This is a genomic window from Deltaproteobacteria bacterium (assembly GCA_016709225.1).
GTDB classification, from domain to species: Bacteria; Myxococcota_A; Polyangia; order Nannocystales; family Nannocystaceae; genus Xiheibacterium; species Xiheibacterium phototrophicum.
Genome location: JADJEE010000001.1, coordinates 677,139 through 703,013, shown reverse-complemented (window position 1 = coordinate 703,013; position 25,875 = coordinate 677,139). Strand labels below are relative to the sequence as shown.

21 protein-coding genes are annotated in these 25,875 nt (G+C 71.8%); 9 read left to right on the top strand and 12 right to left on the bottom strand.

Going from position 1 to position 25,875, the window contains the following annotated elements; translation table 11 throughout:
• The first annotated feature begins 50 nt into the window (after positions 1–50).
• The 4 genes from IPH07_02940 (at position 51) to IPH07_02925 (ending at position 2,749) form a co-directional block, all read left to right on the top strand.
• On the top strand, positions 51–545 hold the full coding sequence (locus IPH07_02940; protein ID MBK6916336.1) for a hypothetical protein: 495 nt from the start codon (positions 51–53) through the stop codon (positions 543–545).
• Positions 545–1,165, top strand: coding sequence for an RNA 2'-phosphotransferase (locus IPH07_02935; protein ID MBK6916335.1), 621 nt, complete (start codon positions 545–547; stop codon positions 1,163–1,165). The genes IPH07_02940 and IPH07_02935 overlap by 1 nt, the downstream gene beginning before the upstream one ends.
• Before the next feature lie 160 nt (positions 1,166–1,325).
• Positions 1,326–2,273 carry a hypothetical protein gene (locus IPH07_02930; GenBank protein ID MBK6916334.1) on the top strand — a complete coding sequence of 316 codons (948 nt, stop codon included), beginning with the start codon at positions 1,326–1,328 and terminating at the stop codon, positions 2,271–2,273.
• Between the two features lie 77 nt (positions 2,274–2,350).
• Positions 2,351–2,749: a hypothetical protein gene (locus IPH07_02925; GenBank protein MBK6916333.1), complete on the top strand. Its 399-nt coding sequence runs from the start codon at positions 2,351–2,353 to the stop codon at positions 2,747–2,749.
• Between the two features lie 29 nt (positions 2,750–2,778).
• Here the strand turns inward: IPH07_02925 and IPH07_02920 are convergent, their stop codons facing one another.
• Together IPH07_02920 and wecB are read right to left on the bottom strand one after the other, a co-directional pair.
• Positions 2,779–3,354 carry a hypothetical protein gene (locus IPH07_02920; GenBank protein MBK6916332.1) on the bottom strand — a complete coding sequence of 192 codons (576 nt, stop codon included), beginning with the start codon at positions 3,352–3,354 and terminating at the stop codon, positions 2,779–2,781.
• 29 nt (positions 3,355–3,383) lie between these two features.
• Positions 3,384–4,739, bottom strand: a complete 1,356-nt coding sequence (gene wecB, locus IPH07_02915; GenBank protein MBK6916331.1) for a UDP-N-acetylglucosamine 2-epimerase (non-hydrolyzing) — start codon at positions 4,737–4,739, stop codon at positions 3,384–3,386.
• On the opposite strand from wecB, the gene IPH07_02910 reads away from it, so the two are divergent.
• Positions 4,705–5,643 (top strand): NAD-dependent epimerase/dehydratase family protein, encoded by a 939-nt coding sequence (locus tag IPH07_02910; protein ID MBK6916330.1) that lies wholly within the window; start codon positions 4,705–4,707, stop codon positions 5,641–5,643. The two genes, wecB and IPH07_02910, sit on opposite strands and share 35 nt — an antisense overlap.
• On the opposite strand, the gene IPH07_02905 is transcribed toward IPH07_02910, so the two are convergent.
• Positions 5,644–6,456 (bottom strand): 2OG-Fe(II) oxygenase, encoded by an 813-nt coding sequence (locus tag IPH07_02905; GenBank protein ID MBK6916329.1) that lies wholly within the window; start codon positions 6,454–6,456, stop codon positions 5,644–5,646.
• Positions 6,457–6,519: 63 nt separating this feature from the next.
• On the opposite strand from IPH07_02905, the gene IPH07_02900 reads away from it, so the two are divergent.
• Positions 6,520–9,264, top strand: coding sequence for a glycosyl hydrolase family 5 (locus IPH07_02900; GenBank protein MBK6916328.1), 2,745 nt, complete (start codon positions 6,520–6,522; stop codon positions 9,262–9,264).
• A 237-nt stretch (positions 9,265–9,501) separates the two neighbouring features.
• Positions 9,502–13,278, top strand: a complete 3,777-nt coding sequence (locus tag IPH07_02895) for a protein kinase (protein ID MBK6916327.1) — start codon at positions 9,502–9,504, stop codon at positions 13,276–13,278.
• 64 nt (positions 13,279–13,342) lie between these two features.
• Here the strand turns inward: IPH07_02895 and IPH07_02890 are convergent, their stop codons facing one another.
• A complete protein-coding gene (locus tag IPH07_02890; protein ID MBK6916326.1) occupies positions 13,343–14,800 on the bottom strand; it encodes a sugar transferase in 1,458 nt (485 codons plus the stop codon).
• 271 nt (positions 14,801–15,071) lie between these two features.
• Here IPH07_02890 and IPH07_02885 point away from each other — a divergent pair, with 271 nt between their 5' ends.
• Complete coding sequence (locus IPH07_02885) at positions 15,072–17,048, top strand: FHA domain-containing protein (GenBank protein ID MBK6916325.1); 1,977 nt, start codon at positions 15,072–15,074, stop codon at positions 17,046–17,048.
• 73 nt (positions 17,049–17,121) lie between these two features.
• Here IPH07_02885 and IPH07_02880 read toward each other — a convergent pair whose 3' ends face one another.
• From IPH07_02880 to IPH07_02865, 4 genes are all read right to left on the bottom strand, one after another.
• Positions 17,122–18,438 carry a hypothetical protein gene (locus IPH07_02880; protein MBK6916324.1) on the bottom strand — a complete coding sequence of 439 codons (1,317 nt, stop codon included), beginning with the start codon at positions 18,436–18,438 and terminating at the stop codon, positions 17,122–17,124.
• Positions 18,439–18,453: 15 nt separating this feature from the next.
• Positions 18,454–19,044, bottom strand: coding sequence for a polysaccharide biosynthesis/export family protein (locus IPH07_02875; GenBank protein ID MBK6916323.1), 591 nt, complete (start codon positions 19,042–19,044; stop codon positions 18,454–18,456).
• Between the two features lie 133 nt (positions 19,045–19,177).
• On the bottom strand, positions 19,178–20,125 hold the full coding sequence (locus IPH07_02870) for a glycosyltransferase family 2 protein (protein MBK6916322.1): 948 nt from the start codon (positions 20,123–20,125) through the stop codon (positions 19,178–19,180).
• A 12-nt stretch (positions 20,126–20,137) separates the two neighbouring features.
• Positions 20,138–21,721 (bottom strand): hypothetical protein, encoded by a 1,584-nt coding sequence (locus IPH07_02865; GenBank protein MBK6916321.1) that lies wholly within the window; start codon positions 21,719–21,721, stop codon positions 20,138–20,140.
• 257 nt (positions 21,722–21,978) lie between these two features.
• On the opposite strand from IPH07_02865, the gene IPH07_02860 reads away from it, so the two are divergent.
• A complete protein-coding gene (locus IPH07_02860) occupies positions 21,979–22,317 on the top strand; it encodes a PilZ domain-containing protein (GenBank protein ID MBK6916320.1) in 339 nt (112 codons plus the stop codon).
• A gap of 16 nt (positions 22,318–22,333) precedes the next feature.
• Here the strand turns inward: IPH07_02860 and rfbD are convergent, their stop codons facing one another.
• Genes rfbD through rfbB form a run of 4 tightly spaced genes read right to left on the bottom strand, consistent with a single transcriptional unit; the run spans position 22,334 to position 25,743 of the window.
• Positions 22,334–23,155, bottom strand: a complete 822-nt coding sequence (rfbD, locus tag IPH07_02855; protein MBK6916319.1) for a dTDP-4-dehydrorhamnose reductase — start codon at positions 23,153–23,155, stop codon at positions 22,334–22,336.
• A 32-nt stretch (positions 23,156–23,187) separates the two neighbouring features.
• Positions 23,188–23,763: a dTDP-4-dehydrorhamnose 3,5-epimerase gene (gene rfbC / locus IPH07_02850; GenBank protein ID MBK6916318.1), complete on the bottom strand. Its 576-nt coding sequence runs from the start codon at positions 23,761–23,763 to the stop codon at positions 23,188–23,190.
• Positions 23,760–24,644, bottom strand: coding sequence for a glucose-1-phosphate thymidylyltransferase RfbA (gene rfbA, locus IPH07_02845; protein MBK6916317.1), 885 nt, complete (start codon positions 24,642–24,644; stop codon positions 23,760–23,762). Before rfbA ends, rfbC begins: the two co-directional genes overlap by 4 nt.
• A gap of 55 nt (positions 24,645–24,699) precedes the next feature.
• Positions 24,700–25,743 (bottom strand): dTDP-glucose 4,6-dehydratase, encoded by a 1,044-nt coding sequence (gene rfbB, locus IPH07_02840; GenBank protein ID MBK6916316.1) that lies wholly within the window; start codon positions 25,741–25,743, stop codon positions 24,700–24,702.
• Positions 25,744–25,875: the final 132 nt, after the last annotated feature.

Sequence of the window (25,875 nt, the reverse complement as noted above, 5' to 3'; positions counted from 1 at the left end):
GCACCGGCGCGCACGGGCGCCCCGCGCTGGCGCGCGTAGACTGCCAGTCGATGCGACGCACGCCGTTCCTCGCCATGGTCGTCCTGGGCGCGTGTGTGGGCGACGCCGAGGCGTTCAACGGCAAGCAGACCAAGCTGCTGTGTCGCCTGAGCGACAAGTGCGGCGAGTGGGACTTCGGGCTCGACAGCGAGGGCGACTGCGAGCAGAGCCGCAGCGAGCAGCTGGACCACTGCGCGCAGGCCTGCGACTACGACGAGAAGGCCGCGCGCACCTGCATCCTGCGCCTGCGCAAGGCGCTGCGGCCTCGCCTGCTGGGCCCCGACTGCAACCTCGATCGCCGCGGCCTCGAGGCGTGCGCCGCGGTCTACACCAACTGCGAGCCCGACCCCGATCGCGACGTCGACCAGGACTCGAGCTGCGACGTGCCGCGACCGACCTCGACCTGCGCGGTGTCGCCGAACCCACCGCCGGCGGCGGCGTGGCTGCTGCTGCTGCTGCCGTGGCTGCATCGACGGCGGTGCCGCTTCGGCTATCCTCGCGAGTGATGCCCGGCGCCGGCCTGCGCGATCCCGTGGCTGGCAGCCGGCAGCTGTCGTGGTTGCTGCGCCACGGCGCCAGCGAGGTCGGCCTCGTGATGGATCCCGCCGGCTGGGCCGATGTCGCGGCGGTGCTGGCGTACACCCGGCTCACGCGGGCACAGCTCGAGCTCATCGTGCGCACCAACGACAAGGGCCGCCTGCAGCTCGACGGCGATCGCGTGCGCGCGTGCCAGGGCCACTCGACCGCCAACCTCGCCATCGATCGCGACGCGATCGAGGCTTCGTGGCAGCTGCACGGGGGCGACGCCTGGCTGTGGCACGGGACCACCCGCGAGGCGCTCGACGCGATCGCCCGCGAGGGCCTGCGACCAGTCGCCCGCACCCACGTGCACCTCGCCGAGGATCCGACGTCCACGGTCGGCAAGCGGGCCGGCGTCGCGTGGCTGCTCGCGATCGATCCGGTGCGGGTTCGGGCCGCCGGCTACGCGGTGTTCGTCGCACCCAACGGCGTGCGCCTCGTCCGCGCGGTGCCGCCGTCGTGCATCGTCGGCGCCCGCGCGATGACGCGGCGCGCCGCGGCGCGAGCGGCCGAGGTGCTCGCGCTGCTCGACGTACCCGCGGTGTGAGGCCGAGCTCGCCACTCCTGGAGTGGGCAGGTCGCCGTACGATTCCGCGAATGCCGGCCGCGACGGCGACGTCGTCCTGCGTGGGCCGGCATTGGGGCCGGCCGCCGCTTTCGTCCGTCGACCTCACGGGCGGCCACCGACGACCAACAGCCAGGCGCACATGTCCGAAGCCATCATCGACGCGTACATCGATCGCTACGACGCCGAGGACGCGTTGCTCCTGCTCAAGGCGCTCGGCCATCCCAGCCAGGGCGGGCTCGGCTACCGGATCGAGAGCTTCAACCCCGCGATCGACATGGACGGCTACGAGGTCGACGCAGAGGCCAAGGTCATCCGCCTCGACACCGCCGGCATCTTCTCCAACAACTCGGCGCAGGACATGGCCGCGGCGCTCAAGGACGCGCTCGACATCGACGTGTTCGAGCGCCGTCACTCGCTGCTGTATCGCGTGGGCTGGGGCACCGGCAAGACCGTGCTCGGGGTGATCGAGACTGCCGTCGGCGTGGTCGGCATCCTCATCCCCGAGCCCGGCACCACCGCCGCCGGCGTGGTGATGGTGGGGCTGGGCGCCAACGCGATCGGCGACGGCGTCAGTCAGATCTTCGGTGCCAACAACGGCGAGGGCTACAACGTCCTCGGCGAGGGCTCGGCGTGGGTCGGTGCCAACGTCGCCGACCTCGTCGGCGCCGACCCCGAGAACGGCGCGATGCTCGGTCGACTCGGCTTCACGGTCGCGTCGGTCGCGGTCGGCAGCTTCGGCTCGTTTCGCATCCTGCACGCCCCCGGTCGCAGCCTCCTGCGCATGACCGGTCCGAGCGGTGGCAGCGGCTTGGGCGTGGGCCGCATCGATGCCTGGTACGGTGTCGCGCTGTCGGAGGCGCGCGCGGGCAACGGCGCGCTGACGGTGATCTCGGTGACCAACAACAGCAACCAGAGCATCCTGCGGGTGGTGCTGCAGGCGGTCGATGGCAACGCGGCGCGGCTGTACGTCAACGGCCGCATCGTCGGCGTCGCCGGCGGCAACCTGCTCAAGCACGAGAGCAACTGGCGCATCATCGCCAAGGGGCTCGCGAAGCTGCTCTACCACGGCGCGAGGTCGGGCTGGTAGTCGACGATCTGACGTGGCCCGAGGGGCCGCTCGACGAGCCACACGCACGCGCGCTCGCATCGAGCATCGTCGCGCGGGTGTCCGAAGCGCTCGGCGACGGCCAGGCGCCGCTGTTCGTGCTGGTGCCCGATCCACCGCTGCCGATCGATCGCGCGACGCTGGCCGAGCTCGCGACGGTTCGCACGATCGGTCACGACCTCGTGGTCACGACCGGCGTGCGCGATGCCGCCGCGGCGGCGCTGCGGCGGCTGCTCGAGGCGCGCTGCGACGTCGTCACGGTCGCGGCGATCGGTGACGGCGCGACGCTGGGGCCGGCCGCGCTCGCTGCCCTCGTGGCCGCGCTGCTGCGGCGACCGCTGCGTTGGCCCGAAGGTCACGCCCTCGCGGGGTTGGTGTTCGACTGGGGCGAACCGATCGCGCGGCTCGATGCCGGCGGCGCGCACCCGCTGCCGCGGCGTACGGGCCGGGCTCGGTAGCGGCGCGGCTCGCCCTGGCGCCGTCGCGCCTACGGATAGCCGCAGGAATCACCCGCGCAGATCATCGCGTCGGGACAGCTCGCGCCGTCGCTGCAGCGCAGACGACAGCCCCAGAACGCGACCGCGACGCAGGTGCCGCTGCCGCCGCAGGCCTCGCCGCCGCTGCAGTCGGCGTGCTCGGTGCACGGTGTGCCGCTGCCCCCGGCCTGCTCGAAGGGGGTGCACACGCCGGTCGCGTCGCCGCTGGCCGCCGCGGGGCACGGCGCGTCCGCGCCGGCGCACGTCGGCGCGCAGCTCGACGCGCCGGGTAGCTCCACCGGCACCGTCGGCTGGGGGCACGTGCCGCCCTGCGGCGCGGGGTACTCGGGATCCTCGGCCGCGCCACCGCTCGAGCCATCGGCCGCGCCGCTCGACGACGCATCACCACTGCCGCCAGACGACGCTCCGCCCTCCCCGCCAGACGACGCACCGCCCGACGTGCCCGACGACGCGGTGCTGGTGTCGCTCGCGCTCGCGATGCCCGTGCTCTCGCCGCCACCGTCGTCGCCGCCACAGCTGGCCAGCGCGATCCAGATCCACGTCCACGCAATCGATCGAGTCGTCATGTCGAGCGACGGGCAGCGTAGCACCGCGCTCACGCCTGCGACCACGGCGGTACGTCGTCGACCGGCAGGCCCAGCTGCCGCCGCATCGCCGCCACGCAGCGCGCGGCCGCGAGGCCGTCGCCGAACGGATTGCGACGCGGCACCACGGCGGCGTAGGCCTCGGCGTCCGCAAGCCACGCGTGGGCGTGGGCCACCAACACCTCGGGCTCGTAGCCGACGATCTTCGCCGCGCCCATCTCGACCGCCTCGGGGCGCTCGGTCGCGACGCGGGTCACCAGCACCGGCTTGCCGAGCTCGGGCGCTTCCTCTTGGATGCCGCCCGAGTCGGTGATGACCAGGTGGGCCCGTGCGATGAGCCAGATCGAGGTGGCGTAGCCGACCGGCGCCACCAGGTGCACGTTGGCGAGATCACCGAGCCCCCTGGCGACCTCGGCCCGCACGTGGGGGTTCAGGTGCACCGGATACACGAAGTCGACCTCGGGATGCGCCGCCGCCAGCTCGCGCAGCGCCTGGCACACCCGCGCGAGCCCGCCCTCGAAGCTCTCGCGGCGATGGCCGGTGACGAGCACGAGCTTGGCATCATCGCGCAGCGACGGCAGCGCGGCCGCACGCTCACGAAGATCGCCCTCGGGGGCGCGCGCGCGGATCCATCGCACCGCGTCGACCACGGTGTTGCCGGTCAACACCACGCGCGACGGATCGACGCCCTCGCGCGCGAGGTTGTCGCACGCGCGCCGTGACGGGCACAGGTGCAGCGCGGCCAGCTGCCCCACCAACACGCGGTTGTTCTCCTCGGGGAACGGCGCGCTGCGATCGTGGGTGCGCAGGCCGGCCTCGACATGGGCCACCGGCACGCGTTGCTGCGCAGCCGCCAGCGCGGCACCGAGCACCGTGGTGGTGTCGCCCTGCACCACCAGCAGCGCCGGCGCCTCGGCCACGATCACGCGCTCGACCGCGGTGACCACCGCCCCGAGCAGTGCGCCCAGGCTCTGTCCCGGCACCATCACGTCGAGCTCGACGTCGGGCACCAGCGCGAAGGTGTCGAGAAACGGCCGCAGCAGCTCGCGGTGCTGTCCACTGCTGCACAGCCGCACGCGCCAGTCGTCGTGGGCGGCCGCCGCGTGGATCACGGGCGCGAGCTTCACCGCCTCGGGCCGCGTGCCGAGCACGAACGTGACGGTCGGCGAGTCGGTCTTGGGCGCGGACACGCGACCGCAAGCGTAGCAGGCCGTGGTCCAGCTGCGCGGCGCGAGAGCGACGTCTTCGGCCGGCCGCCCCACGTCGTCGCCGGCTCCGCGCCCACCTTGGGTGCGCTGTCGCGGCCGCGCGATTCTTGCTAGCGTGCCGCCCGTGCGCGTGCTCGTCACTGGCGGAGCGGGGTTCATCGGCAGTCACATCGTCGACGCGTTGCTGGCCGACGGCCACGACGTCACGATCGTCGACGATCTCTCCTCGGGCCGCCGCGAGAACTTGAACCCCGCGGCCCGCTTCGAGCACGTCGACATCACCGACGCCGCCGCCGTCGAGCGCGTGTTCGCGGCGTTCGAACCCGAGGTCGTGACCCACCAGGCCGCGCAGACCTCGGTCGCGGTCTCGACCCGCGAGCCCGCCCGCGACGCGCAGGTCAACGTGGTCGGCTCGGTGCACGTGCTCGAGGCCTGTGTCCGCCACCGCGTGGGCCGGCTGGTGTTCGCGAGCACCGGCGGTGCGATCTACGGCGAGGTGCCCGAGCCGCGCCGCGCGGTGGTCGGCGACCCGACGCTGCCGCTGTCACCGTACGCATGCAGCAAGCTGGCGGTCGAGCACTACGTGCACATGTACGGCCAGGCCCACGGCCTGCACGCGACCATCCTGCGCTACGCCAACGTCTACGGCCCGCGCCAGGATCCCCACGGCGAGGCCGGCGTGGTGGCGATCTTCAGCCGCAAGCTGCTGTCGGGCGCGCCGTGCCGCATCAACGCCCGGCGCGAGGCCGGCGACGACGGCTGCGTGCGCGACTACGTCAGCGTGCGCGACGTGGTGAATGCCAACCGCCTCGCGATCGCCGGCGTGCTCGGCGACGGCACCATCAACATCTGCACCGGCCGCCCGACCACGACGCTGGAGATCGCCCGCGGGCTCATGCACGCGCTCGGGCTCGACGTGCCGCTCGAGCACGGCCCGTGGCGCGCCGGCGACCTCGAGCGATCGGTGCTCGACGACACCCAGATGCGTGCGCGCGTGGGCGAGCCGCTCGGGCTCGACGAGGGTCTGCGGGACACCGCGGCGTGGTTCCGCGACCACGGCTAGCTAGCGCAGCAGTAGCCGCTTCACGCCACGCTTGGCCCGCTGCACCTGCGCCCGCACGGTGCGCTGCAGCTTCTCGGCCGGCATCAACACGAAGCCGCGCAGGAGCTCGTCGGGGCGCGCGCGAAAGATCGTGCTGTGGGTCTTGCCGTCCCAGGCCGGCGGCGCCTCGCGGGTGTAGTAGTAGGCTGCGAACGACTGCCGCGCGACGTCCTCGGGGCACTCGACCGCCGACACGCCGTGGAAGCTGCGCTCGCTGGTCTCGAACACCACGCAGCGGTTGAACGCCGGCAGGAACGCGTGGTGACAGCGCTTCACCTCGCGGTCCCACAGCTCGATGTGGCCGCCCCACTGATCGCGCCACACCGGATTCAAGTAGATGAGGATGTTGAGGCGGCGGTGGATCTGCCGCTCCGCGATCAGGTTGAAGTCGACGTGCACGTCGAGCCGACCGTGCGAGCCCATCACGTGCATGCCGCCGCCGACCAGCTGCTCGTCGGCGAGCAGCTTGGGGATGCCGGTGATCTCCGACAGTGCGTCGCGAAACGACTGCGACGCGATCGCGGCCTCGAGTCGCTGCACCGGCTCGGGGAACTTGGTGCGGTCGGTGACCTGCACCTTCTTCTTCTCGTTGACGAAATCGAACGCGCGCCCGCGGCTCTTCGCGCTCTCGAAGCTGGGATACGACTCGGCGACCTCGCGGGCGAACTCCGGCTGCAGGAACTCGTCGACGACCATGAACGGGAACGGCTGCGCCTCGCGGAACTCGCGGCGCAGTCGGGGGATGTCGAGGGGGCGCAGCACGTCGGTCGGCATGGCTTCGGAGGCGATGCTAGCCAAATGCCGCACGCCTCGCATCGATGCCATACTCACGCGCGCATGGGCCCGCGTTCGTCGCAGCGTCACAGCACGTGGATCGGCCTCGCGCTCGCGCTCGCGCTCGCGTGCACGCGCGGCGCCGCGCCACCGCCCGCGCAGCCACGGCCGGCCGATCCCGCCACCGACGGCTCCGACGGCGCAGCGCCGGCGCCGACACCCGGCAGCGCGATCGTCCGGCCGACCGCGTTCGACGGCTGGACCGTCGAGCCGGCCGCCAGCGGCGGGCTGCGGGTGCGCAATCACTTCGCGGACGTCGTGCGCAGTCGCTACGTGCTGTTCGGCGCCGACTATCGCTGGGCCGATCCGCAGGTGCAGACCCGTGAGGACGCCGGGGTCGCGGGCGCGAGCATCGCGTCGACGCCGCTCGACCTGCGCGGACACGCGACGCTGTCCCTCGACGACCCCCGCGACGTCACGATCACGTGGCAGCTCGAGCTCGGCCGCGCGCTGCAGAACGTGTCGGGCGGCGGGCTCGAGCTCGACGTCACGCTGGCGCCCGGACTGTGGGGTGGCCGCGCGCCCAGCTTCGCGCTCGACGACGGCGACCGTCGCCTGCGCATCGGCAGCGGTGACGACGCGATGGAGCTGCGGCTCGAGGGCGACGCGTTCGGCTTCGTGCGCGAGCCCGGCAACCCTGGCCGCGTGCGGGCAATCCTGCTGCGTGGCGATCTCCCGGCCGGCACCCGCGAGGCGACGCTGCACGTGACGCTGCCGGCATCGACCCGGGTGCAGCCGTCGATGGCCGCGCGCCTGGCCGCGTCGTCGTCGGCATCGTGGCCCACCGGCGTGGTGAGCTGGGACGGCGCGCCCGTCGACGTCGGCGACACGCTCGGCCGCGAGCCCGCCGGTCGCCACGGTCGCGTGCGTGCCGACGGCGACGCGCTCGAGTTCGAGGACGGCACGCCGGTGCGCTTCTGGGGCACCAACGTCGCCGCGTACGCCTTGTTCGACGGCGACAAGCCCGACATCGAGCGGCAGGCGCGACGGCTTGCGGCGCTGGGCTACAACCTCGTGCGGCTGCACCACCACGACTCCGCGTGGGTCGAGCCCAACATCTTCGAGCCCGGCTCGAGGCGCCTGCGCGAGGCCTCGCTCGACGCCATCGACTGGTGGATCAAGTGCCTCGGTGACGCCGGCATCTATGTATGGCTCGACGTCCACGTCGGCCGCCGCTTCCGAAGTGGCGACGGCATCGGCGGCTTCGACGAGCTGCCCGACGGCGACGGCCGCGGCTTCTCCTACGTCGACCCGCGCATCGAATCGCTGATGACCGACTTCGCGTCGCGCTACCTCGCGCGCAGCAACCGCTACACCCAGCGCGCGCTGCAGGACGACCCCACGGTGGCGCTGGTGCTGCTGACCAACGAGAACGACATCACGCACCACTTCGGGCCGCTCATGCTGCCGGGCAGCGGCCGCCCGGTGCACGAGGCGCTGATGCGCAGCCGCATCGAGCCGTTTGCGAAGCGGCACCACCTGCCGCTGGACGCCACGCTGCAGACCTGGGCACCCGGGCCGGCCAAGCTCGCGATGGCGGAGCTCGAGCACCGCTGGGGCACCCGCGCGATCGCGGCGCTGCGCAAGCTCGGCGTGCGCGCGCCGATCGTCACCACCAGCCTGTGGGGCGACGAGCCGCTGTGGTCGCTGCCGTCGCTGCAGGCCGGCGACGCCATCGACGTGCACAGCTACGGCGACGAGGGCTCCCTCGGCACCAACCCGCACTTCGAGCCCAACTTCCTGGCGATGGCCGCGATGGCGCAGGTGCTCGGCCGCCCGCACCTGATGAGCGAGTGGAACGTGCCCCTGCCCGCCCGCGATCGCCAGGTCGCGCCGCTGTACGTGGCCGCGATCGCGGCGCTGCAGGGCTGGGACGCGCCGCTTCTGTACGCGCACGTGCAGGATCCCCTGCGCGCGCCCAGCTCGGTGGCGCCGTTCTCGACCTGGGTCGACCCGGCCCTGGTCGCGCTCGCGCCCGCGGCCTCGATCATGTTCCGCCGCGGTGACGTCGCGGCGGCGCGCGAGACCCTCGTGCTGACGCCTGCGCTCGCCGATGTCTACGGCGCGCCTTTGCGGCCCGAGACCGCGGCGGCACTGCGCACCGGCTACGAGCGCTCGCGGGTCGTGCTCGCGCTGCCCGATGCGCCGGAGCTGTCGTGGGACGCCAAGCCGAAGCTGCCGCGCGGCGCGACCGTCGTGAAGGATCTCGATCGCGATCTGTTGCCGCGCGACGGCCACCGCGTGGTCTCGGACACCGGCGAGATCACGCGCGACTGGGCCGAGGGCACGCTGGTCATCGACACGCCGCGCTCGCGTGCCGCGGCGGGCTGGATCGGTGGCCTGACGATTCCCCTCGGCGACGGCTGGGTCGCGCTCGATCTCCCGAGCGCCGCGTTCGCCCTCACGGCCCTCGACGACGCACCGCTGCAAGAGAGCGCGAAGCTGCTGGTGACGATCGTCGGGCAGGCCGAACACGGCGAGGCCGGCCGCGTCCCGTTTCGGTCGGAGCCGCCCCGCGGTCGCTTCGCGCTGCGCTCGACCCACGCGCTGGTGGCGGTGCCGTTGTCGGGCGGCAGCGGCACCAGCGGCGCCGATCTCTCGGCGCGCGTGCCACTGCGACCGCGACGCGAGGGGGATCTGCAGGTGTTCGACCTGGCCGGGCCGGTGCCCACGCACTGGTACCTGCTCGTGCCCGAGGGCAGCCTCGACGCCGGCAAGCCCCGCGGCGCGGGCCCGCCCGCCCGCTGACCCCCACCCGATGACCAACCCGATGACCACCCCGATGACCAACCCGATGACCAACCGGCCGCGCCCACGCCGCGCTGCCCGCGGCCGCGACAAAGCCCGAGAAGCCCCGCAAAAACCGCGTTGCGGGCGACATTCCGGGGTTTGACACCCGCCGGAGTTGTGGGCCATATAGTGGGTCGTGCGCTCACACGGTCGCGTCGCGGTCGCCCGGGTGACGATGTGCGCGAGGGAACTCCCGTGAGCGACGAGCCACGCGCTGCCTTCGCCGGCCAGATCGCCGAGGTCCCGGTGGTGGAGCTGCTGCAGACGATCCTGCAGGGGCACCACACCGGCATCGCCCGCTTTGAAACGCCGGTGGGCGCAGCCACGCTTTGGTTCCGTGAGGGCGCGCTGGTCGACGCCGACATGGGTCGGCACCACATGGAGGCCGCGGTCTCGCGCCTCTTGTCCCTCGACAGCGGCACCTTCGAGGTCGAGTTCAAGCCGATCACACGTCGCCAGGTGATCAAGGCGACGACCGCAGAGATGATCGCGAACGTTCGGGGCACGCCCACGCCGACGCCGAACGAGGACGGTGTCCCGGTCGCCGTCGGCATCGAGGACACCGATGCCCGCAGCAAACGACCGCGGCGGCAGGGCGTCAGCTGGCATCCGACCGGCGGTGGCAAGGGCCGCCGCATCGACGGCGCCGACGCCAGCGGTGCCATCTCGGTGGTGACCCCGACGCCACGCGCGACCACCACGGGGATGCCGGCCGCGGCGTCGGTCGTGCTGGGCGCGAGCACGTCGACCGATGGTGCCGCGCCGATCGTCGGTGCCCCGGCCCACACCCGCGCGGCACCTGCGGTCGAACCGATGCTCGGGGCCCGCGGCGGTGCGTCGCCGATCGCCGGCGACGCAGCGGCGGCCCCGGGCGTCACGACGCCGAGCGCCGCGACCCCGGTGGTCACGTCGCCGAGCGCCGCGACCCCGGTGGTCACGTCGCCCGACGTCTCGACCCCGCCGCCGTCGTCGTCGAGCCGCGTGACGCCGGTCGCGATGCCACCGCGGACGGGCCCGCGCGGCACGATGCTCACACCGATCGCCGAGCCGAACACGACCGTGGTCGCACCGCCCCGTGCGCCCGTGGACGCGACGGTGATCGCAGCGGTCGCGAGTCCGCCGGGCCCATCGACGCCCGTCGCAGCGCCGCCCACGGTCGCGACCCCGCCCGTCGCCGCGACCCCGATCGCGACCCCGCCGGTGGTCGCGACCCCGGTCGTCACGCCGCCCGCGACCCCGATCGTCACGCCGCCGGTGGGCGCGATGCCGGTCGCGACGCCGCCCATCGCCCCCGTCCCGGTCGCGACGCCGCCGCTCGCGGCACCGATGACCGCGGCCCCGGTCGCCGCCACGCCGGGCGGCGCGGCCGGCCGACGCACCGCCTTCGGCATGCCCGCGGTCACGCCCGTCGAGGCGGCCGCAGCGAGCACGGTGCCTGGCGCGGTGGTCGAGGATCCCGAGTCCTACGATCGCACGCTGCTGCGCTCGGGGCCGATCCCGATCTTCACGCCGCCGGTGTCGCCGGCCTCGCCCACGATGCCGAGCACCGCGATGCCAGGCACGCCCGCGATGCCAGGCACGCCCGCGATGCCAGCCACGCCCGCGATGCCAGCAGCCACGCCCGCGATGCCGAGCGCCGCCGTACCGGCCGCGAGCACCGTGCCCGCGCCGGCGTCGCCCGTCGGGGGTGCAGCGCCGACGATGCCGAGCGCCGCGCCGCCGGGTCGCACGCTGTCGCTCGAGCACGAGCCGGCGCAGTGGGGCGGCATGGACCAGGTGGGTCCCACGATGCGTGCGCCATCGGGCGCGGTGCCGCCGGTCGCAGGCGCGCCGTCGTCGGCGTCGATCGAGAGCGGACAGGGCACCAGCGCGCGCGGTGACTTCCGGCCGATCGAGCGCACGGTGCTGCTGCCGGAGCCCGCGCCGGTCCCCGCGAGCGCGCCGGCGCCCGACAAGATCGTGGTCTCGCCCGAGCTGCCGTCGTCGCAGACGATGACCGCCGGCTCCATCGCGCGCCCGCCCGCGTCGACGCCATCGCGACCCGGCGGTGCGCGACGCGTCGAGCAGCGCGCGGCCGCGGTCGCCACCGCGATCGGCATGACGCCGACGATCGGCGAGCGCCGTGCCGTGGCCGACGGCGCGCGCCTCGACCAGCAGGTCGAGGCCGCACGCGCGGCGGGCCTGACCGGCGCGTCGGCGCCGGCGGTGGTCGGCCGCTACGAGGTCCTGCTGCGAATCGCCCGCGGCGGCATGGGCACGGTGTACCTCGCGCGCATCACCGGCGAGGGCGGATTCCGACGTCTGTTCGCGCTCAAGGTCATCCGCGATCACCTGAGCCAGAACGACGAGTACGTGCGCATGCTGCTGCAGGAGGCGCGCATCGCATCGCGCCTGCACCACCCCAACGTGGTCGGCATCGTCGACATCGGCACGCTCGCCAACCAGCACTACCTCGTGATGGACTACGTCGAGGGCTGCACCTTCAGCGAGCTGCTCAAGGTGCACCGCCGCACGCGCCCGGCCCACCTCATCATCCCGCTGATGCTCGACGCGCTGACGGGCCTGCATGCGGCCCACTCGTTGGTCGACGACGACGGCGCGCCGCTGGTGCTGGTGCACTGCGACTTCTCGCCGCAGAACATGCTGGTCGGCACCAACGGCATCTGCCGCATCACCGACTTCGGCATCGCCAAGGCCGCCAACGCGCTGCACGAGCGCTCGAGCATCACGCGCGGCAAGCCGGCGTACGTCTCGCCGGAGCAGGTCATCGGCCGCGCGCTCGATCATCGCTCCGACGTCTTCTCGGCCGGCGTGGTGCTGTGGAACGCGCTCACCGGCGAGCAGCTCTTCAGCGGCGACTCGCCGGAGCAGACCCTGCAGGCGGTGCTGCAGCGCCCGATCCCGCCGCCGTCGACGGTGGGCCTGCGTCCGCCCAGCTGCTTCGACCGCGTGTGTCTGAAGGCGCTCGAGCGCGATCCCAACAACCGCTACCAGTCGGCCGAGCAGATGCTGATCGACCTGCGGCGCATCGCGATCGCGCAGGACTTCCTGGCGCCTTCGTCCGACGTCGGCCGCTGGGTCATCGACACCTTCGGTCGCCAGCTCGAGCTGCGGCGTCAGGCCGCGGGCATCTCCAGCCGTCCGCTCGGCATGGACAGCCAGCCCATCGCGATCTCGGTCGCGGTCCCCGAGCTGGGCCTGGGCGATCCCGAGCTCACCGCCGAGACCCGCGCGCTCCCCTACGACTACGGCCAGACCCCGGTCGAGTCGAACGCATCCAAGACGACGCTACTGCACAGCGACGTGGCCGCCGCGTTGCCACCGCCCGCACCGCGGCCGTCGCATGCCAAGGCGATCGCGATCGGCGTGGTCGTCACCTTCATCACGGTTGCGATCGCGATCGCGATCGCCCGCCCAGAGTGGATCCGCGGCGGCGCCGTCGACGAGTACGGTCGCTACGGCGACGCGAAGCCCGACGACACCAAGCAGGCCGACGGCGGCGACGCCGACGATGCCAAGCAGGCCGACGGCGGCGCGACCGACGATACCAAGCAGGCCGATCCGCCCGCGGAGACGAAGGTCGACGGCGACGCCAAGGCGCCCGACGCCAAGGCGCCCGACGCCACGGCGCCAAGCGGGGGCACCACCGCGGGCGACGCGAAGGCCGACGACGCCAAGGCGGGTGCCACCGCCGATCCGACGCCGCCCGCCGACGTGCCGCTCGCGCCGCCCGCCGACCGCAAGCCGAGCAGCGGCGGCACGGCACGTCCGACCGAGCCCACGCCCAAGCCGCCCAAGCCCAAGAAGCCGCGCCCGATGCCGCCCGAGCCGGTCGATCCACCGCCCGTCGATCCCCCGGCGAAGCCCAAGCCACCGCCGCCGCCCGACCCCAAGGCCAAGCCCAAGCCCGCCGGTGACGGTGGTGAGGTGCCGCCGCCGCCCGACCCCGCCGAGATCCTCGAGCCCGGCTAGGAGCGTGACCCCTTAAGGGGTCTCGCGCCTCCGTGCCCTGTACCCGTGCCCGCCGCCTCGCGGCTCAGCTCGCGCCCTTGTGGAACAGCACGGTGGGCACGGTCTTGAGGATGATCTTGATGTCGAGCCACAACGACCAGGTGTCGATGTAGCGCAGGTCGAGCTGCATCCACTCCTCGAAGTCGACCTGATTGCGGCCCGACACCTGCCACAGGCCCGTGAGCCCCGGCTTCACCGAGAGTCGCCGGCGCTGCCACGGCTGGTACTGCTCGACCTCGGACGGCAGCGCCGGCCGCGGCCCGACCAGGCTCATGTCACCCATCAGCACGTTGAAGAGCTGCGGCAGCTCGTCGAGGCTGGTCTTCCGGATGAAGCGGCCGACCTTGGTGATGCGCGGGTCGTGGCGGATCTTGAAGACCGGGCCGTCCATCTCGTTGAGGTGATCGAGCTTGGCGCGCAGCTTCTCGGCGTCGACCACCATCGAGCGGAACTTCAGCATCGTGAACTTGCGGCCGTTGCGACCGGCGCGGATCTGCCGGAACAACAGCGGCCCCTCGGACTCGATGCGCACCGCGATCGCAGCGGCGAGCATGATCGGCGACGCCAGCAGCAGGCCGAACAGGCTGCCGGCGATGTCGAGCAGGCGCTTGACCGCGAGGCGGGCCTCGTCGGTCGGGACCCGCCGCAGGCCCAGCATGGGGTAGTCGAAACCCGACACGTTGGCGACCTCGACGGTGCCGCTCGAGGGGTACTGCGGCGGCAGCGTCAGCAGCACGTCGACGCCGCGGTCGTCGCAGGCGGTGATCGCCGCCTTGAAGATCTCCGGTTGCTTGCCGTGCACCGCGAACACGACCTCGTCGACCGGCTGCCGATCGAGCACGCCCGCGAGGCTGCCGATGAAGCCCAGCTGGGGCCGCGCCCGCACGTCGACCGCCTCGCCGGGCAGCTGCACGAAGCCCACCAGGTTGATCGACCACGGCGAGTGCTTGCGGAGCGACTCGAGGAACGCCACCGCGGTCGCGTCGCTGCCGACGATGACCACGCGGTGACCGTCGCCGCGGCGACGGCGGATGATCTTGGTGGCCTCGACCAACGCCACGCGCCCGAGCAGCAGCGCGGTGAACTGCACGGCGCCGAACAGCAGCACGAAGCTGCGCGCGACGAACAGCAGCTTGAACACGAACGTGGCGAGGATGAACAGCCCCAACCCCAGCAGGGTCGCCTTGGCGTAGCGGTAGGCGGCGCGGCGGTAGATGAGCCGCAGGTCACCGCTGCTGGCGTAGTGGAACGACACCGCCCAGATCGGCGCCAACCCGATCAGCAGCCACTGGTAGTCGGCGGGATTGATGCCGGGCGGGACCCCACCGATCGACTTGAGCAGCGTCGCGATCGGGCCCGTGCGGTCCTCGGCGCGCGCGAGCCAGTCGCGCACGAACAAGGTGGCGAAGAACGCGGCCGCGCTCACGATCACGTCGAACGCGATCACGGTCTGGCGGAGGAATGCAGAGCGCTTGCGCCACACGGCTGGATTCGAACTCTTTGTCGGGGCGCCGCGTACGTGGGGCCGAACATGGCCCCCAACGACCCGCGGCGGCGCGGCGGATCGTGGCAGGTTTGACGACGACGCGGAAGACGCCCGGTTGCGACCCGGCGACACCCGAGATCAGGCTCGAAAGTGCCCTCCGGCGCGGCCCTGGGCTCCAGGTGCCGTCGCCGACTGCGCGCGCGCCGGTCTCGGATCCGCCGCACCGCAATGGCGTCGGCGATCGGCTCACAGTAGGATAGCGCGGACGATGGATCAGACCCGCACAGGACGCACGGTCGTTCCCGGCGCGATCATCACGGGCCGCACGATGGGCCCGGGTGAGCCCGGCCTCGACAAGATGCTCGAGGTGGTGGGTTCGAGCCCCGACCCCGTCGCCGCGCAGGCCTTCCTCGTGGTGCTCTCCGGCGGCGAGCCGGGTCGGCTGCATCAGCTGCAGCGCCCCGAGATGGTGATCGGTCGATCGAAGTACGCCGACATCCGCATCAACGAGCGCGCGATGTCGCAACAGCACGCGAAGCTGGTGCGGTGGGGCGATCACCATCGCATCTACGATCTCGGCTCGACCAACGGCACCTTCGTCAACAACCAGCGCATCACCGAGGCCGAGCTCTTCCCCGGCGACACCGTGCGCACCGGCGAGACCGTGTTCTCGTACATGGCCGGCTCGCAGCCGACCTCCAGCGAGCACACCATGGCGATCGGCACCGCCCGCTCGCGGCCGCCCTCGACCGGCGGCGGCGCGCTCGCGCCGATCCCCTACCCGCCGCAGCAGGCCCCGGGCGCCACCAGCACGCACCTGGCGCGACGCAACCCCAACACCGGCCTCGTCGCCGCGCCGCCCCCGGGCGCGCGCGTGTTCGAGGTGCCGATGCCGCGGGTCGGCCCCGAGCCCGAGCAGGACCTGCTGGGCCAGCTGCTCAAGATCATCGCGTTCTTCAGCCGCTACTGGCTGTCGATCCTCATCTGCGCGTTCCTCGGGGCCGCCGGCGGCTTTGCGTTCTACAAGCTGAAGAAGCCCGCGGCCAAGGCCGAGTTCGAGCTGAGCCTGGTGCCCAAGGCCACCGACAACCCGCTCGAGGCCGGCCGCCGCATGAACTTCGAGTTCTTCCGCTCGGCGCAGCAGAACTTCGTGCGACCGCTGCTCATCCTCGAGACCCTGCAGGAGCTGGGCGAAGAGGACGTGCCGGAGGACCGCGTGCGCGCGATCCAGAAGCGGCTCGAGTTCCAGCGCACCGGCGAGTTCTCGTACTCGGGCGCCTTCGATGCCGCGACCGCGGAGGAGGCCATCGCGTTCCTCGAGGTGCATCTGCGGCTCTACCTCAAGCAAGAGGTCGACAAGACCCTGAAGGCGCTGGTGCTCGAGGTCGAGACCCTCGAGCAGCGTCTGCGCGAGACCGAGGAGTCGATCACCGCCACCGAGCAGGCGGTGCTGTCGTTCCGCAAGGAGCACACCCAGGGCTTGCCCGAGCAGGCGCAGGAGCTGGCCTCGAACCTGATCGCGCTCGGCACCGAGCGTGGGCGTGCGGCCTCCGAGGTCGCCCGCACCTCGGCCGAGCTGCGGCTGTCGAAGCAGCGGCTCAAGAGCGAGTCGCCGATCATCGAGAGCCGGCTCGAGATGGCGCGCCCCTACGAGAACACGATCGCCGACGTGAAGCGACAGCTCGCCGAGGCCAAGGCCGCCGGTAAGGGCAACCAGCATCCCGAGGTCGTCGCGCTCAAGTCCCAGCTCAAGCAGCTCGAGGACCTGCGCGACGACGTCATGCAGAACGGCACCGGCACCGACATCGTCCGCGCCAAGAACCCCCTCTACAAGGACGCGCGGCTGCAGGCCGATGCCGCCGAGGCCGCCCACGCGATCGCGGTCGCCGAGCTCAACCGGCTCACCAACGACATCGAGCGCTCGCAAGAGATCGCCGAGCAGATGCCGGAGCTGCAGGCCGAGTACGCCGAGCTCGTGCGCTCCTACGAGGCCAGCAAGAAGGTCCACGACGCGCTCTTCGAGAAGCTGAGCGCCAGCCGTACGCAGCTCGACATGGAGCGCGCCAGCGTGACTGGCCGCTTCGACGTGATCGTGCCACCGAACGTGAAGCTCACGCCGTGGATCCGCACCCTGGCGATCCGCGTGGGCGCCGGACTCATCGCGGGATTCATCTTCGGCATCTTCCTCGGAATGCTGCGGGACCTGCGTCGCCTGGTGGCGGCGCGACTGGCCGCGCGCACGTAGGGTCGCGCGGCGACCGGGCATCGACGCGGCGCAGGGGTTTGGACGCGCGCGGCGGGTTGGTGCGCTGGCTCGGCTATCGCACGGGTACGCCGCCGTTGCCGACGTTGGCACCCTGGCCGGAGCCGACGCCGCGGCGCGTGACCTCGCGGCCGCCACGGGCGGTGCCGCCGGCGATGCGGAAGGCGACGTACAGCCACGCCTCGAGCTGCGTGCCCGTGAAGCTGCTCGACGCGAGGTGGGGCGTGCGGATGTTGGCGATGAAGCCGAACTCGACGCTCTTGGTGTCGTCGATGCGGTAGCCGATCGGCACCTGGTTGAGGAACGAGCTCTCGGTCTGCGGCACCCCGTTGGAGGCCGTCGGCAGCGGGCGCAGCGTCGCAGCGGTGTAGATCGCCGACACCACGCCGAAGGTCCAACGCGGCGGCATCGCGACGGTCAGCTGTACCGAGCCGGTTGCGCGCGGGGAGACGTTGCCGCCCAGCACGTCGAAGAAGCCCGACAGCCCGGTCGCGAAGGCGCCGTCCATGGTGTAGCGCGCGCGGGCGCGCAGGCGACCGCCGAGCCGGAAGCTGCCCACCGGCAGCACGCGTCCGCGCAGGCGATTGGGCGCGTCCTGCTGCGCCAGCACCTGGGCGTTGAAGACGCCGCCGTCGAGTCGGGTCTCGAGCCGGCGACGCACCTGACGGGTCCATCCCACGCGGGTGTCGCTGTTGACGAACAGGCCGCCCGGCCGGAAGTCGACCACGCCCTGGTAGCTCTGCACGTAGACGTCGTCGAGCGGCGCCACGGCCTCGGAGTAGGCGAGCCCGAGGTTGCCGGCGTACTGCGCCGGGAACGAGGTCTGCCCGGGCGCCGGGCTCTGGTTGAACGGCACGCGCAGGCCGGCCGACGGCACGATCGCGAGGCTGCGGCGGGCGTCGAGCCGCCCGGTGAAGTTGAGCCCGAGATCGCCGATCGCGAACTGGATGACGTCGGCCTGTGGCGCCGCGGTCTGCTGGCCGTTGAAGGCGATGCCGAGCGCGGTGTAGTCGAGCTCGCCGACGCTCGCGGCCGCCGAGGTCGTCATGTTCCAGCGACGATCGAGCGCGACCGAGTGCGACAGCTGCAGCTGATGGAGGAACAGCGGCCGCTTCAGCGACAGGATGTTGGGCAGTCGCAGCAGCATGCGCGGCGCGTAGCCGAAGGTGAGCGTGCCGCCACGACGATGCCGGTAGCGTAGGTCGACGTTGGGCGTGACCAGGGTGAGGAACGAGAACTGCGACGGTTGATTGGGCGCGACCGGGGCGTAGCCGCCGCGCACCTCCGCAACGACGCCGCCGGAGAGATCGACGCGACTCGCCTGCGGATCGATCGCGAGCACGCTCGCGAGCAAGGTCGAGACCTGGATCATGAACCCCGGGCCGCCCTACTCGACCACGATCACGTCGCCGTCGCGCAGCTCGAACTGCGCGCTGCGGGGCACGCCGCCGGTGAGATCGGTGTAGCGGAAGCGGATGCGCTCGGCCTTGGGATACTTGCGCACGACGTAGATGCTCTGCGGATCGGCGAACTCGGTGAGGCCGCCGGCGAGGGCCAGCGCCGCCAGCACGCCGTCGCCGTGGGCGACCGGGAAGCGACCGGGCGCACCGACCTCGCCCAGCACCGTGATCTCGGGCAGGCGCGGCGTGACCACCGAGACCCGCGCGTCGGGGTTCACCACGATGCCGTTCAGGCGCGCGTTGAGCTTGCGCGCGGCGGCCTCGGGCGTGAGGCCCTGGACCTCGAACGGCCCCACCAGCGGCAACACGATCGAGCCGTCGGCACCGACCTCGAACGGGGCCGCCGCCCGCAGCTCCTCCATCCGCGAGACCGTCACCGAGATGGTGTCGCCCGGTCGCAGCGGCACGCTGCCGATCGGGACCTCGGTATGCGGCATGTCGTTGACCCACACGTAGGGATGCCGGGGCGCGCAGGCCGGCGCGGCGAGCAGCAGCCCGCCGACGAGGAGCGTGGTCATCACGGGGACGCGGGACGAATCGAAGGTGCGCACTGCGGGACGATGATTTGCCGGTCTGCGCGCCCGCGCAAGCCCAAAGAGGCCGCAAAGCGGCCGACGATCGACGCGCGCACGCGTGCAGCGGCCGCGGACTCTACCGCCGCCGCGCCGTGCCGCCCAATGCGTGGCGCACGAAGTCCCGCAGCTGTCGTGGCGGGTCGACGGCGGGTTTGCCTTGGATCCGACGGCGCAACCGCCACGCGGTTGCAGCCGCCAGCCAGCCGACGTTCGCGAGCCACAGCTCGGGCTTGCCGCCCTGCTTGAGGAAGTAGTAGCGCCGCGAGTCGAACCAATAGGTCGGCACCGGCTTCTTGTTGTCCTTGATGCCGGTCGCCGCCGCGACCTCGTGCACGACGGTGGCCTCGCGCACGAACCACCGCTCCCACCCCGCCTCCGCCGCGCGGCGGCAGAGATCGGTCTCCTCGAAGTAGAGGAAGAAGTTCTCGTCGAACAGACCCACCGACTCGAGCAGCTCTCGGCGGATCATCGTGCTGGCGCCCGAGACCCAGTCGACCGGCTCGGTGCGATCGCACGGCAGGCTCCACACCGACCAGCGCTGCAGCAATCGCGTGGCGAGCCCCAGCCGCAGCGCGCCCTCGACCTCGCCCAGCGGGCTCGGGAAGCGGAACGCCGACACATGCGTGGTGCCGTCGGGGTTGACGATGTGGCTGCCCGCGATGCCGGCCGCCGGGTGTTCGTCCATGAAGCGCACGAGCGTGTCGATCGCCCCCGGCTGCACCACCGCGTCGGGGTTGAGCAGGTAGATCAGCTCGGGCGGATCGTCGCCCGACAGCGCCTCGCGGATCGCGAGGTTGTTGCCCGCCCCGAAGCCGCCGTTGCGCTCCGAGAGCAGCAACGAGACCGGCGCGTCGCCCAGCGCCGCCAGGCCCACGCGCAACACCGCCGGCGAGTCGTCGCCCGACGCGTTGTCGACCACCGCGATGCGACCGCCGTGTCGGCTCACCTCGGGCAGCGCGCTGGCGACCGCACGCAGCGACAGCGACGCGGTCTTGTAGTTGACGATGACGACCAGCAGTTTCATGAGCGACCCTCGCTAGGGGCCCCGCGGCGGTACGCCCGGCGAGCCCGATGGATGCGTGCCCGGAGGATACGCGCCCGGCGGATACGCGCCCGGCGGATACGCGCCCGGCGGATACGCGCCCGGCGGATACGCGCCCGGCGGATACGGCTGCGGCGGGTACGGCATCGCGGCGGCCTGCGGCTGCGGGGCGATCGCAGCGCCGGGACTGCCGCGCGCAGGCGCGCCCATGCCCTCGCAGACCCCGGCCAGGGCGCCGGCGAAGAAGTACGGGAAGACGGTGAAGAGGCCGTTGGGCAGCAGGTCCAGCGTGTGCAGCGCGGTCAGCAGCGACAGCGCATTGATGACGTACACCGCCTCGGCGTCGGCGAGCCTCCGGGTGCGCCGCCGGGCCATGAAGATCGGCCACACCAACAGGCCGAAGGCGCCCACGAAGCCGACCACGCCGCGGCTGCCGTACCGGATGATCCACTCGCCGTCGGTGACGGAGATGTCCTTGCCGCGCTCGTCGTAGACGCGATTGCGGCCGAAGCCGCCCCAGCCGAACCACTGCCGCTCGTTGGCGCGCTCGAGCAGGATGTCCTCGTTGTCGAAGCGAAAGCCCAGGGATTGCGCCCGCGCGGCGCTGTACTTGGCCGCGAACGCCACCAGATCGTCGGCCGGGAAGGCCTGCGTCGCCCGCAGCGAGGGGAACGCGATCACGAACAGCGACAGCACCACCGCCAGCCGCCCCGCCGACGCGACCTTGCGGCCCAGCAGCAGCGGCATCGCAGCGAGCGCGTAGATGTTGGCGCCGACGTTGCGCGAGATGAGCAGCATGCCCCAGAACACCGGCAGCAGGACCCCGGCGCCGAAGCCCGCGACCTTCTCGCGGGCGCGTCGCAGCATCGCCAACGAGAACATCCCCGCCATCAGGAACATCGCCACCGCGAGGCCCGACGAGAGGAACAGCGACGACTTGAAGCCGCCGCCGCGCATGTTGTGGGCGAAGTCGAGCGCGTAGTAGCCGTAGATCCAGTAGTGCAGCTGCGGCGAGAACCGCAGCTCGAACAGCATCAGCGGCAGCAGCAGCAGCATCGTGCCGGCGATGACCCGCGCCATCACGAGTGCATCCTCGCGGGTCCGAATCAGCACGCGGCCGAGGTGGAACGGCAGCAGGATCCCGAGCACGTCGCGGACCGTCGACGACAGGATGTCGTACTTGGTCATCGCCTGCAGGGTGATCTCCGGCAGACGTGTCTCGCCGTCGTAGTCGATCCCGCCGCCGATGATCACGGGATCCGGGTTGGTCAGCGACGTGCCGATGTTGCCGATGATGACGAGCAGGAACCACGCCTCGGCGCCCCGCAGGAAGCGCGCGCGGGCCAGCTCGCGACGTGCGAGCAGCATCGCGCCGAGGTAGCTGGCCAGGCATGCCACCGCCATCTTGTCGATCGGCGGCAGCGCCGGGGGGTCGAACGCGGCCAGCTCGGGCAGCAGCATCACGCCCAGCACCAGGGCCGTGATGCCGGCCTTGATGGGCTTCATGCTCGCGAACATCACGATGCCGATGGGGATCCAGACCAGCAGCGCGAGGTAGGCCTGTGGCCTGATATCCACCCAAACCGGCATCGTGCGCGTCTCGACTCGCCCCCGGAGGTCCGTGGTCTCGACCACGACATGCCCCGTGGCATGGTACGCGATCGGCTGCGCGCGCGTGCCTCGGGACCTGCCGCGAACCGCACGCCCTTCGCGTGTCGCAGGACGCCCCAACCGCGCCCACCCGCGGCCCGCAAACGGCCCGCGATCCGGCTGCGCCGGTTTTGGCCTGCAGGGCAAGGTCTGCTACCTTTCGAGGGCGACCGGGATGGGAGGCGATGGTGGCGGACAACACCGACGAACGACGCAAGTACCCGCGACTCAACGCGCCGCTCTACTTCCGGCCCGCACGGCGTCGGCTGCCACGGCGGCAGGTGATCGACGTCGGCATCGGCGGCATCCGGGTCTACAGCGACGAAGCGCTGTCGATCGGCGCGCGCTTCGAGATCGAGCTGTTCATGCCGGATCAGACCAGCTTGACGTGCCTGACCGAGGTCATCTGGGTGCGATCGATCGAGGGCGGTCAGCCGGCCGCGTACGACATCGGCCTGCAGTTCCTCGACGTGCCGCCCGAAGCGCTCGAGCAGCTCCGATCCCTCCTGGCCGCTGGCGCGTGATCCGGCGGCGCGACGCTCACAGGCGCGTGAGCACGTCGGTGAGGTTGCGCTGCCAGCTCGGCATGGCGCCGAGGATCGCCTCGGTCCGCGCGAGGTCCAGCACGCTGTAGGCGGGGCGGCGCGCCGGCCGTGGGAACTCGGCGCTGGTGCACGGCTCGACGCGGCAGCTCGGGGCCACCGCGGCCGCGATCGCGCTGGCGAAGTGGAACCACGTGCACTCGCCCGCGTCGGTGACGTGCGTGATCCCGCGGGTGCCGGATTGCAGCAGCCGCCAGCTGGCCTCGGCGAGGTGCTCGGCGCTGGTCGGGCGACCGCGCTGATCATCGACCACGCGCAGTGACTCCCGCTCGCGCGCAGCCTTGGCGATCGTGCGCACGAAGTTGTGGCCCCACGGCGCGTACAGCCAGCTGGTGCGCACCAGCAGGTAGCTACCACCGGCGGCGAAGAGACGGCGCTCCCCCAGCGCCTTGCTGCGGCCATAGGCGGCCAGCGGCGCGTGAGCGGCATCGACGGCGTACGGCACCTGGGCCTGACCATCGAACACGTAGTCGGTGCTGTAGTGCACCAGCGTGGCGCCGGCCCGCTGGCACCGCGACGCGAGCACGCCCACGCCATCGGCGTTCACCGCGGTCGCACCGGCCTCGTCGCGCTCGGCCCCGTCGACGTCGGTCCACGCGGCGCAGTTGACCACCACGTCCCCCGCGACCAGCGGCAATGCCTCGACGTGCTGTCGGGCCGTGAGGTCGAAGTCGGGGTGCGTGCGCGTGTCGTGCGGTACGCGCTGGCGCGTCAGCAGCTCGGTCCACGCGCGGCCGAGCATGCCGTCGGCCCCGAGCACGTGCACCGTCGTGCCGACGCCCGTCGGCGTGGTCATGCCTCGCCCCCGCCGGCAACCGCGAAGTTCGGCAGTCGCTCGCGCGGGAGGTCGCGCAGCCGGCCGAAGGCGAGGTCCTTCGGCGACAGGCTCGGGCTCGCGATCGGCCACTCGATGCCGAGGTCGGGGTCGTCCCAGGCCACGCCGAGCTCGGACTCGCGGTGGTAGGCGTCGGTGCACTTGTACGAGAACAGCGCAACTTCGCTGGTCACGCAGAAGCCGTGGGCGAAGCCGCGGGGGATGTACATCTGCGCGTGGTTGTCGCCCGACAGCGTGTTGCCGACCCACTGGCCGAAGGTCGGCGAGCCGACCCGCACGTCGACCGCGACGTCGAAGACCTCGCCCATCACGACGTGGACCAGCTTGCCCTGGCCGAACGGGTGCTGCAGATGCAGCCCCCGCAGGATGCCGCGGCGCGACATCGAGAGGTTGTCCTGCACGAAGGTCTCGGGGATGCCGACGTCCTCGTAGCGCTTGTGGGACCAGGTCTCGAGGAAGAAGCCGCGCTCGTCGCCGAACACGTCGGGCTCGATGAGCAGCACGCCCGCGAGCTTGGTGCGGGTGACCTTCACCTCGCCCTCCCCTCGTCGCACAACCGCAGCAGGTAGCGGCCGTAGTCGTTCTTCGCCAACGCCTCGCCCTGGCGGCGCAGCTCCTCGGGGGTGATCCACCCGCGCGTGTAGGCGATTTCCTCGGGACACGCGATCTGCAGGCCCTGCCGCTGCTCGATGGTCTGGATGAAGTTGGCGGCCTGCAGCAGCGCCTCGGGGGTGCCGGTGTCGAGCCACGCGATGCCGCGGCCCAGCAGCTCGACCTGCAGCTGGCCCTGCTCGAGGTAGCGCCGGTTCAGATCGGTGATCTCGAGCTCGCCGCGCGCCGACGGCTGGAGATCGGCCGCCAGGTCGCAGACCTGCTGATCGTAGAAGTACAAGCCGGTGACCGCGTAGTTGCTGCGCGGCGCCTTGGGCTTCTCCTCCAGCGAGATCACCCGCCCGTCGGCGGCGAACTCGGCGACGCCGTAGGCCTCGGGGTTGCGCACCCAGTAGCCGAACACGGTCGCGCCCTGCTCGCGCCGCACCGCCAGGCCGACCAGCTCCTGCAGGCTGTTGCCGTAGAAGATGTTGTCGCCCAGCACCAGCGAGCAGCCGCGGCCGTCGCAGAAGCGCTTGCCGATGATGAACGCCTGCGCGAGCCCGTCGGGGCTGGGCTGCACCTCGTAGGTCAGCTCCATCCCCCACTGGCTGCCGTCGCGCAGCAGCTCGGTGAACAGCGCCTGCTCGTGCGGCGTGGTGATGATCAACACCTTGCGGATGTTGGCCAGCATCAACACCGACAGCGGGTAGTAGATCATCGGCTTGTCGTAGATCGGCATCAGCTGCTTGCTGATGGACTTCGTCAAGGGATGCAGCCGCGTGCCCGAGCCGCCGGCCAGGATGATGCCTCTGTCGATCATGTCGGTCTCCAAGTTGGCTTGCTCGGCGTCGCGCGCCGGCGGGAAGGCGCGCGGGCTAGCGGCGCTCGTAGTTCTGCTGGATCCAGTTGCGATACTCGCCGGTGCGGACGCCCTCGATCCACGCGCCGTTGTCGAGGTACCAGCGCACCGTCTTGCGTAGACCGGTGTCGAAGGTCTCGCTCGGGCCCCAGTCGAGGTCACGGCGGATCTTGCTGGCGTCGATGGCGTAGCGCAGGTCGTGGCCGGGCCGGTCCTTCACGTAGGTGATGAGCCCGAGCAGCGCGTCCGACGGACGGCCGGTCTCCTGCGCGATGAGCTCGCACAGCTTGTGCACCACGTCGATGTTGCGGACCTCGTTGTTGCCGCCGATGTTGTAGGTCTCGCCGACCTTGCCGCGGGTGACCACGGTCCAGATCGCCTCGCAGTGATCCTGCACGTACAGCCAGTCGCGCACGTTGGTGCCCTGGCCGTAGACCGGCAGCGGCTTGCCGTCCTGGGCGTTCAGGATCATGAGCGGGATCAGCTTCTCGGGGAACTGCAACGGCCCGTAGTTGTTCGAGCAGTTGGTCAGCTTGACCGGCAGCTTGAAGGTGCGGTGGTAGGCCCGCACGAGGTGGTCGCTGGCGGCCTTGCTCGCCGAGTATGGGCTCGAAGGATCGTAGCGGGTGTCCTCGGTGAACAGGCCCTCGTCGCCGAGCGAGCCATAGACCTCGTCGGTGCTGACGTGGTGGAAGAGCCCGTGATCGGTGCCCCACGTGCGGCGCGCGGCCTCGAGCAGATTGAAGGTGCCCTCGATGTTGGTGCGCACGAACTCGCGGGGGCCGGAGATCGAGCGATCGACGTGGCTCTCGGCGGCGAAGTGCACGACCACGTCGGGCCGGTGCTCCTCGAACGCGGCATCGACGGCCGCGGCGTCGGCGATGTCGACCCGCGTGAACTGGTAGTTGGGCCGCTCGGCGATGCCCGCCAGACTGGCGAGGTTGGCCGCGTAGGTGAGCTTGTCGGCGTTGACGAAGGTGTGCTCGGGATGACGAGGCACCAACAGGTTGAGGAAGTTCGCGCCGATGAAGCCGGCGCCGCCAGTGACGAGGATCTTCATGGGCAGCTCTTGCTCGCCGCGGCCGTTGTTCGGGCGGTCGCGACTCTCCCTCGGTGCTTCTAGTATCAGGAGCGCCGGTTCGACCGCAACCGCCGCCCCCGATCCCGCATCGACGCCGTCGCGGGCACCGTT